Raw genomic sequence first — 9,025 nt, 5'->3', positions numbered from 1 at the left:
CGCCCTCCACCGCCCACCCTGCCTGCGTACCAGGCTCCGTTCAGGCCAGCCACGCAGCATGTCTACCTTCTGATGCGAAGACACGCGGGGACGATGAACCGTGAAGTCCCCGCGACAGTTTCCCCCTCGGGACATGAAGGAGTCAGCATGGGAAGCGTCATCGACGGCAGCATCCAAGGCAGCGGGTACGGGCAGCGCTCGGAAGAAGGCTCCCGCTTCGCCCGTGATGAATCCGGCACGTCCGGGCTCGGGCAGGCCGGCAAGGAGCAGGCGAAGCAGCTGGGCAGCGCCGCCAAGGAGCGCGTCTACCACCAGGTGGAGAGCCGCCGGGGTGACGTGGCCAAGGGATTGCGGGGGCTCGTCTCCACGCTGGAGGGCATCTCGGACAAGGACGAGGCGAAAATGGCCCGGCCGCTGCTCGGCCGTGCGACGGGCCTGCTCCGCCGCACGTCTGAACGGCTGGAGAGTGAAACTACCGAAGAGCTGCTCGCGGATGCCCAGACACAGGTCCGCGAGCGACCCGGGCTCTTCATCGCGGGGTGCGTGGCGGCGGGCTTCGTTCTCGGTCGGCTCATCAAGGCGTGAGGGGAGTGCCACGAATGGAACCCACGATTCCCCATCGAGACGGAGACGGCTTCGGAGCGCTCTTCTCCGAGTTCACCGAGCAGGCACGCCGCCTGGTTCGCGCCGAGGTGTCCCTGGCGCGCACCGAACTGCGGACGGAGGCCAAAAAGGCATCGGCTGGAGCAGGCCTGCTGGCAGGCGGCGGCGTGGTGCTGCTCCTGGGGGCCATCACCTTTGTCGCCTTCCTGGTGGCGGTGCTGGCCCTGGCCCTGCCCCTCTGGGCGTCCGCCCTCATCGTCGCGGCGGTGCTGCTCGCGGTGGGCGGCGCCATTGCCTGGAGCGGACTCCAGCGGATGAAGCAGGTCCACGGGCCTGAACGAACGATTCAAACCCTCAAGGAGGATGGGCAATGGGCGAGCAAGACCGCGCACTCCATGAAATCGCAGATGCACGGGCACGCATGAGCGAGCTCGCGGGCGAGCTGGCCCGGAAGGCGGAACCCGACCGGTTGAAGGCGCTCGCGAGCGAGAAGGCGTCGGCGCTGAAGGAACGTGCCCGCGAGACCGCCACGCACAAGGCCACCGAGCTCAAGCAGCACGCGAAGGAGGCCGCCGTGGAGAAGGCCACGGAACTCAAGACGCAGGCCAGGGAGGCAGTGATGCACAAGAGCATGGAATTGAAGGAGCGGGCCGACTCGCCCAAGGGCTGGAGCCTGCTCGGCGCGCTCATGGGGGCGGGCGTTGGCTCGGCGCTGATGCGCAAGGCCTTCACCACGCGCGCGGCGCACCACGACAGCGAGCTCGCATCGGAGAGAGACGAACGGTGGCGCCACGACGGCCCGCGCGCCGGCCGAGACGCCCTGCGCTACACCGAGGAGTCGGACAGCGAAGGCACGCTCGCCGACATGAAGAGCAGCGCCAGCGGCAAGGCGCATGAGGTGAGCGACAAGGCGCATGAGGTGAAGGACAGGGCGCTCGACAAAGCCACCGCGCTTCGGGATCGGACCGCGGGCGCCGTGCACAAGGCCCGGGAGCGGGCGTCACATGCGCGGGAGCGGGTTCCCTCGCGCGAAGCCGTCCAGCATCGGGCCTCCGACTGGGTCACCCGCACGGTGGATGAGCAACCCCTGCTCCTGGCCGTGAGTGGCATCACGCTGGGCATGCTGGCGTCCGCCCTGCTGCCGGTGACAGGAAAGGAGCGCGAGCTCATCGAGCCCGCGAAGCGCCGCGCCCAGGAAGGTGTCTCTCAGCTCGGTGGACAACTCCAGGAGAAGCTCCAGGGAGAGGACGCGCAAGCGGCCGGCGACACAGGGAGCTCGCAGCAGGCAGCGCCCGCTTCCTCCAGCAGCGTCAGCGCGAGCAACGTCGAGACCACCGGCTTGGGGGACTCAGGGAAAACACGCTGATGGGCGGAGCTCCCAGGAGCGGGCGGACCTGAACCCGCGACACGGCAGGCGGGCGACTCCTCGGGAGCAAGGGGTGTGGCCCGCTGCCGTTTGACTCGGCCTGGAGCCTCTGCCATGTGCGCCGCCGTGGCCGTCCCTCCCGAACTCCTCACCGCCGCCAGTCATCCCCCGCCGCCGGGCTCCGCCGTCGCCTTCACCCTCCGGCTGGGCGAGGCGCTGCACCGCTACGGCACGCCCGCGCATCGCCTGGAGCTGCTGATGCAGCGGGTGTCGGAGCGCTTTGGACTGGAGGGGCGCTTCTTCTCCACACCCACGTCCATCTTCTCGTCCTTCGGGCCGCCGGAGGCCCTGCGCACCTCGCTCGTCCGCGTGGAGCCGGGCGACATGGACCTGGAGCGGCTGACGCTGCTGGACACGCTGGCGGACGAGGTCATCCACGGGCAGGTGCCCCCAGCCGAGGGAGCGCAACGCGTGGACGCCATCCTCGCGCAGCCCGAGCGCTTCGGCCCCGCGCTCCAGCTCCTCTGCTGGACGCTCGCGGGTGGCGCCGCGGGGCGGCTGTTCGGCGGTGGCCTCAAGGAGATGGCGGTGGCGGCGCTCAGCAGCCTGCTCATCGGCACCCTGGGCGTGCTGACCCGGAAGCAGCCCACCACGGCCCGGGTGCTGGAGCCGGTGGCGGCCATCCTCTCCTCCGCCGTCGCCGCGTTGGCCGCGAGCCTGATGGGGCCGCTGTCCGCGCAGGTGGCCACGCTGGCGGGCCTCATCGTCCTGCTCCCCGGCCTCTCCCTGACGGTGGCCATCAACGAGCTGGCCACTCGCAACCTCATCTCCGGCACCTCCCGGCTCACGGCGGCGGCGCTCGTCTTCCTCCAGCTGGGCTTCGGCGTGGCCCTGGGCAGCCGGCTGTCGGTGGTGCTGCCCGCGCCGCCCGTGGCGCCGCTGCCGCCCGCGCTGCCGGACTGGACGCAGTTGCCCATGCTGCTGGTGGCCATCTTCGCGGTCTGCGTGCTGTTCCGCGCGCGCCCCAGGGACTGGGGCTGGATTGCCGGAGCCTGCACCTTCGCCTTCGCGGGGGCCCGGCTGGGCTCGCTGCTGCTGGGGGCGCAGCTGGGTGCCTTCGTCGGCGCGCTGCTGCTGGCCATGGGCAGCAACGCGCTGGCCCGGCTGCGCGGCAAGCCCTCCATCACCACGCTGGTGCCCGGGCTCATGCTGCTGGTGCCTGGCAGCGTCGGCTTCCGCAGCCTGTCTTCCCTGCTGGAGCGGGACGTGGTGGCCGGCGTGGACACGGCCTTCTCCATGCTGATGGTGGCCGTGGCGCTGGTGGCGGGACTGCTGTCCGCCAATGCCCTGGTCCCCACGCGCAAGGTGCTCTGACTCAGCCCAGGCGGGTGAGGTACACCGCCACCAGCGTCAGCAGGAAGTAGTGCACCAGCCCGCCCGCGCCGGCGTAGTCCTTCGCCAGCCGCTGGCCGAAGAAGAGCGCCACCAGCGACACCGCGGAGAGCAGCGCGCCCCAGAAGGCCAGCGTCGCGCTGCCCGTGGCCACCAGCGACACCAGCCCCGCGGCGCTGAGCGCCCCCGCCGCCAGCTCCAGCACGGTGACGGTGGCCAGCATCAGCGGCACCACGCCGCGCAGCGGGCTCTTGGAGAAGTGGCCCGTGAGCCATCCCAGGTTGCCCTTCCAGTCGATGACCTTGTCGAGGCCGGACTGGAGGAAGAGGATGGCCAGGAAGACGGCGCAGAGCGCCTGGAGCAGCCAGACAGTGAACTGAGTGGATTCGAAGGGCGGCATGGCGCGACCACTCTAGCCGCCTTGGGGCCGGGCCCAAGCCTTCTTGCAAGGACAGCAGGCAGCCAGACAAAAGCGCCCCCCGTGCCTGCCCTTCCGCGAAGGCAGCCCTACCTTGGCGGGTATGGCAACCGAGCAGACCGCCCAGCGGGTTTTCACCGGGCTCATCATCCTGTCCATCATCCTGCTCGCCCTGGTTGTCCGCCCGTTCGCCAAGGCCTTCTTCCTGGCGGCGGTGCTCGCGGGAACCTTCTACGGCCTCTATTCGCGGCTGAGCCGGAAGCTGCGCGGACACAACAACGTGGCGGCGGGGGTCATCGTCTCGGGGGTCATCCTGGCCCTGCTGCTCCCCCTGGGAGGCCTGACGGCCTTCGTCGTCACCGAGGTGTCGGACGGCGTGAAGTTCGTCTCCGACACGGTGCAGCGGGAGGGGATGGAAGGGCTGATTGACAAGATTCCTGGCCCGGTGCGTGGTCCGGTGGAGCGGCTGCTGGAGCGCATCCCCCTGGAGGAGGCCCAGCTCGACGAGACGCTGCAGCAGCAGGTGAGCACCCAGGGCGGAACGGCGGCGCGGGCCGTCACGGGGGCGGTGGCGGCGACGGGCTCCATCGCGTTCCAGACGGTGATGATGCTCATCGCCCTCTTCTTCCTGCTGACGGAGGGCGCGCGGCTGGTGAAGTGGGTGGAGAGCGTCTCGCCGCTGCGGCGCGGCCAGACGGGGGAAATCCTGCGGGAGTTCCGCAGCGTCTCCGTGGCGGTGCTCGTCTCGTCGGTGGCCACCGCGGGCGTGCAGGCGGCGGCGGCGCTCGTCGGCTTCCTCATCGCCCGCGTCCCCGCGGCGCTCTTCTTCGCGGGCGTGGCCTTCTTCATGGCGCTCATCCCCGCGGTGGGCGCGGCCATCGTGGTGCTGGCCGCCGCGGCGCTGATGTTCTTCAGCGGCCACCCGTGGGCCGCGCTGTTCCTCGCCATCTGGGGCACGGTGGTGGTGGGGCTGGTGGACAACATCGTGAAGCCGCTGCTGGCCAGGCGCGGCATGCACCAGCACGCGGCCATCGTCTTCTTCGCGCTGCTCGGAGGCCTGGCCGCGTTCGGCACGGTGGGCCTGCTGTTGGGGCCCCTCATCGTGGCCTTCTTCCTGGCCTTGCTGCGCATCTACGAGCGCGACTACGGCCGGCCCACGCCGCGCCCCGGAGACCCGGCCACGCCCGGAGAGACGGGCGGCGGCGAGAGCCTCATCATCCGCCCGTCCGTGCTGTCGGCGGAGACGCGCGAGCGCGTGCCCTTGTCGCCCACGACGCCGGAGCGCCACTGAGGCTCCGCTGAAACGACACGGCCCCGCTCCCCGCGCGAACGGGGAGCAGGGCCGCGACACTTCACGCGAGGCCGCTCAGAACGCCGAGCCGTTGACGCGATGGCCCGGCGAGGCCTTCAGGCTGGACAGGCTGGTGTGCAACACGAAGGTCGCCGCGGCGCCCAGGTCCGGGCTGCGGTTGGCGGACACGCCATCCGTGCCACTCACGCCGGAGGACAACACCGCGGACTCCACCACCGCGCCGGTGGCCATCTTCACGATGACGGTGTCGCCGCTGTTGGACAGGCCCAGGGTGCCCGTGGAGGCGGACACCGCGTTGGGCGTCCCAGACGGGATGCCCGCCGCGCCGCCGAACACCACGATGACGCCGCCCGCCGCCAGCGACGTGCCGGTGGGGAAGGTGTGGCGCACGCTGACCGCGTCGGACACCGTCCACCCGCTCAGGTTCACCGCCCCGGTGCCCGTGTTCACCAACTCCACGAACTCGCCCACGACGTTCGAGCCCGGCTCGTTGACCATCACCTCGTTGATGAGGACCTTGCCCGTGCCACCCGTCGGAGTCGTGGTGAGGGTGAAGGCCGCGTCGCTGGTGTCGCTGACGCTGGCGTCGGACGCGTCGCTGATGCGCACGCGCGCGGTGGTGGTGGCGCTGGACGGCACCGTCCAGGCGTAGCTGCCCGCGGCGGCGGCCGTGCTGGCGGCCAGGGTGCTCCAGGTGCTGCCATTGAGCGTGTACTCCAGCTTCACGTTCGTCACGCCGGTCGACGTCCAGGTGATGTCGCGCACGCTGCCGCCCGACCAGCTCTCACCGCCGTTGGGCGACGTCACCGTGACGGAGGCGTCATCACCGGTGGCGCCGTCCCCCGGGATGAGGAAGTCCTTGATGACGGCCATGTGCTGCATGCCGGAGGCGGCGCTGTCGCCGTAGAGCGCGGGGGAGATGGCGCTCAGCGGCGTGTACACGCGCGTGTCCACCACCAGCCCGTTGGCGAAGCTGCTGCCGCCGATGACGACGGACGTCTGGTGCGCGAACAAGTCACTGTCCACCAGCACATGGTCATACGGCCGGTTGCGGCCCGCGTTGGTGTTGCCGTTGCCGTTCTTGTCCACCGGGTGGGGGCCCGCGGTGCGCACCACCTGGGACAGCGTGCTGAAGGCGGACTCGTTGCGGCTGCCGGTGTTCAAGTCTCCGCCAATCACGAGGTAGTCCCCATCGGGGATGTTGGCCCGGATGCGGCTGACCAGGCTGTTGGCCTCCGAGTTGCGATTGCCGCTGCTCGTGGTGAGGAAGTGAACGCTCACCGCCCAGAGGTCCTTCGGGCCCGGCACGTCGATGCGCGCCCAGGCGAAGTCGCGGTTGGAGACGTACGGGTCATCCCACTCGCCCGAGGCGATGATGGGGTAGCGGCTGATGATGCCGTTGGGAATCTGCGCCCCGCCCTCGCGGTAGTAGTGGAACTGCGTCCCGAAGGCCGTGTCCACGAAGCCGCGGAGGTCCGCCGCGGTGTTCGACCTGTAGTTGAACTCCTGAATCATCACCACGTCGGCGTCCGTGCCCTGGAAGATGCGGATGCCGTGGCCCAGGTCGTAGTCCTGCCCGTTGCCGCTGGACGTGTTGGCCGCCAGCAGGCGAAGGCGGACCTCGCCCAGCGCGTCCTGCCGCTGCCCGACTTCCGCGCCGTCGAGCCCCACGGGCTCCAGCGACGCGTCCTCGCCACCACACGCCGCGAGCACCGCCAGCAACAGCGCCGCGGCATGGCGACGCCAGTTCAACCACACCGAGCTTGTTGGAATTGCGTTGTCACGCACGATGTCCAGTCCTTCCCCTGGCAAGGGGCTGTTGAGAGGTCGATTGAGACATCCACACGATACCCGCTTCGCTGGGAATGCGATGCTCACCCGTCTCCTTTATCAGGGGGGGACCCACACGCGTTGCGTGAAACATTCGTGACACCACCCGTGCCGGGCGCTACAGCGCGGCGGCGGCGGACAGGGCGACGGCGAGATACCGAAGGCCCTTGCCGAGCGTGACGAAGAAGACGAAGGGCAGCGGGCGCACCCCCAGCATGCCGCCGGCGATGACGAAGGCGTCACCCACCACGGGGAGCCAGGACATGATGAGCGCGGGCGCGCCCCACCTCCGCGTCCAGGCCTCCACGCGCTGCATGCGAGGCCCCTCCTTCTCACGGCGCCGCGCGTACCAGCGCCCCAGGGCGCCTCCGCCACCGCCCGCCACCCAGCGGCCCAGCCCGTAGAGCGACAGCGCGCCCAGCACGTTGCCCATGGTGGCCACCCCGATGGCGGTGACGGGCGCCGTCCCGCCGTAGACGAGCGCGGCCAGCAGCGCCTCCGACGGCACCGGCACCACGGAGCCCGCGAGCATCGCGACGAGGAACAGCCCCGGGAGGCCCCAGGTGGCGAGTACGGACGGGTCGGGCATCAACGCTTCGGAGGTGAGCGCCCCCAGCCTGCCATGCCGCCCGCCGCGGCGCACGCGCGCAGACGCCCGGGGCGCAAGGTCTGCGCCCCACCCCTCCCGCGCGCAGGCGTTGCGCCCCGTCCCGGCCCTCGCACACGCGCCCCCGGGGAGAGGGGGCCCCGGCGCGGCGCTTGCTATGGCGAGGGGCCTACACCCCCGAGCGGGAAGGAACGCCGCGCACATGAGCAGCACCGTCGCCCCAGCCCCGAGCCCAAGCCAGAGCTCCGACCTGCGCCTCGCGCCGGTGGAGATTGCCCCCGAGACGTTCTGGGTGGGCAAGCGCGAGCCCGGCAACATCTTCTACGCCAACCCCTACCTGCTGCGCTTCCGCGGCACGGACAAGAAGACGCAGCGGCCCACGGAGTTCAACCTCCTCATCGACCCGGGCTCGAGCAGCGACTTCTCCACCATCCACACCAAGGTGACATCCCTGATTGGTGGCATGGAGCGGCTGTCGGCCATGTTCATCAACCACCAGGACCCGGACGTGGGCTCGTCGGCGAGCATCATCTCCGCGCGCTACGCGCCCCGGGCCGGGCTGCTGTGCTCGGAGGACACCTGGCGGCTCATCGTCCACCAGAACCTGCCGCGCCACCGCTTCATCCCCACGGAGAAGTTCGCGCAGGGGCTCAGCGTGCCCACCGGCCACCGGCTGCTGCCGGTGCCCTCGCCCTTCTGCCACTTCCGCGGCGCCGTCATGCTCTATGACCCGCAGACGCGCGTGCTCTTCACCGGAGACCTCTTCGGCGGGCTCACGGACTCCAACGCCAAGGGCCTCTGGGCGGACGAGTCCGACTGGGCGGGCATCCGCGCCTTCCACCAAATCTACATGCCGGTGAACGCGGCGCTGCAACGCACGGTGGCGACCATCCGCAAGCTGGAGCCGGGCGTGGAGATGCTTGCGCCGCAGCACGGCCGCATCATCCGGGGGCCGCTGGTGCAGCAGTTCCTGGACCGCATGGAGAAGCTCCAGGTGGGCCTGGACATCATGGACGAGGCGCAGGACCGCACGCACCTGCAGGCCTGGAACGCCGTGTTGGACCGGGTGCTGTCGCTGGCGCGCGGTTACCTGGGCGACTCCGTGGAGGCCAAGCTGGCCGCGAGCCGGGAGCTGTCGGACACGGCGCAGTACGACGGCACGCGGCTGGTGGTGAGCCGGCTGGGCAAGTGGACGGTGGAGCACGTGGTGGACCTGCTGTGCCACGGCGAGCCACCGGAGATCGCCGGCCCCATCATCGTCGAGGCCACCACCGCGGCGGCCGAGTACAACCTGCCCACGCCGCACCTGGACATCGAGGGCGTGGGGGCACCGTCCCACGTCTCGCTGCTCGACCCCTGATAGCGACGACGCGACGACGCAGCCGAGGGAGGCCGGGGTGCACTCGACCGACGACGTAGAAGGCGTGGCGTACCTGGGGGGCGCCGCGCCGGAGCCATCGCCGCGGGCCATCGTGCCGCCGCCGCCCCCCGCCGGCC

The 9,025-nt window shown here is 70.7% G+C and carries 9 protein-coding genes; 6 read left to right on the top strand and 3 right to left on the bottom strand.

The window, feature by feature from the left end; translation table 11 throughout:
- Positions 1-147: 147 nt before the first annotated feature.
- The 4 genes from G4D87_RS27715 (at position 148) to G4D87_RS27700 (ending at position 3,343) form a co-directional block, all read left to right on the top strand.
- The gene (locus G4D87_RS27715; protein ID WP_163785620.1) at positions 148-585 is read left to right on the top strand and encodes a hypothetical protein; all 438 of its coding nucleotides are present in this window, start codon (positions 148-150) and stop codon (positions 583-585) included.
- Between the two features lie 14 nt (positions 586-599).
- Entirely contained in the window at positions 600-1,028 is a 429-nt protein-coding gene (locus G4D87_RS27710) for a phage holin family protein (RefSeq protein ID WP_163785618.1), read from the top strand.
- Positions 1,025-1,969 carry a hypothetical protein gene (locus tag G4D87_RS27705; RefSeq protein WP_163785616.1) on the top strand — a complete coding sequence of 315 codons (945 nt, stop codon included), beginning with the start codon at positions 1,025-1,027 and terminating at the stop codon, positions 1,967-1,969. Before G4D87_RS27710 ends, G4D87_RS27705 begins: the two co-directional genes overlap by 4 nt.
- A gap of 114 nt (positions 1,970-2,083) precedes the next feature.
- Complete coding sequence (locus G4D87_RS27700; RefSeq protein WP_163785614.1) at positions 2,084-3,343, top strand: threonine/serine exporter family protein; 1,260 nt, start codon at positions 2,084-2,086, stop codon at positions 3,341-3,343.
- 1 nt (position 3,344) lies between these two features.
- Here the strand turns inward: G4D87_RS27700 and G4D87_RS27695 are convergent, their stop codons facing one another.
- The gene (locus G4D87_RS27695) at positions 3,345-3,761 is read right to left on the bottom strand and encodes a DoxX family protein (RefSeq protein WP_163785612.1); all 417 of its coding nucleotides are present in this window, start codon (positions 3,759-3,761) and stop codon (positions 3,345-3,347) included.
- Between the two features lie 121 nt (positions 3,762-3,882).
- On the opposite strand from G4D87_RS27695, the gene G4D87_RS27690 reads away from it, so the two are divergent.
- A complete protein-coding gene (locus G4D87_RS27690) occupies positions 3,883-5,070 on the top strand; it encodes an AI-2E family transporter (protein ID WP_163785610.1) in 1,188 nt (395 codons plus the stop codon).
- 75 nt (positions 5,071-5,145) lie between these two features.
- Here G4D87_RS27690 and G4D87_RS27685 read toward each other — a convergent pair whose 3' ends face one another.
- Positions 5,146-6,879, bottom strand: a complete 1,734-nt coding sequence (locus G4D87_RS27685; protein ID WP_205507746.1) for a lamin tail domain-containing protein — start codon at positions 6,877-6,879, stop codon at positions 5,146-5,148.
- A gap of 160 nt (positions 6,880-7,039) precedes the next feature.
- Positions 7,040-7,510 carry a YqaA family protein gene (locus G4D87_RS27680; RefSeq protein WP_163785608.1) on the bottom strand — a complete coding sequence of 157 codons (471 nt, stop codon included), beginning with the start codon at positions 7,508-7,510 and terminating at the stop codon, positions 7,040-7,042.
- 220 nt (positions 7,511-7,730) lie between these two features.
- Here G4D87_RS27680 and G4D87_RS27675 point away from each other — a divergent pair, with 220 nt between their 5' ends.
- Positions 7,731-8,888: an oxygen-binding di-iron domain-containing protein gene (locus G4D87_RS27675; RefSeq protein WP_163785606.1), complete on the top strand. Its 1,158-nt coding sequence runs from the start codon at positions 7,731-7,733 to the stop codon at positions 8,886-8,888.
- Positions 8,889-9,025 lie beyond the last annotated feature (137 nt).

It is taken from the genome of Myxococcus vastator (assembly GCF_010894475.1).
GTDB classification, from domain to species: Bacteria; Myxococcota; Myxococcia; order Myxococcales; family Myxococcaceae; genus Myxococcus; species Myxococcus vastator.
The sequence above is the reverse complement of the archived record's forward strand: the minus strand, read 5'-3'. Positions and strand labels throughout refer to the sequence as shown.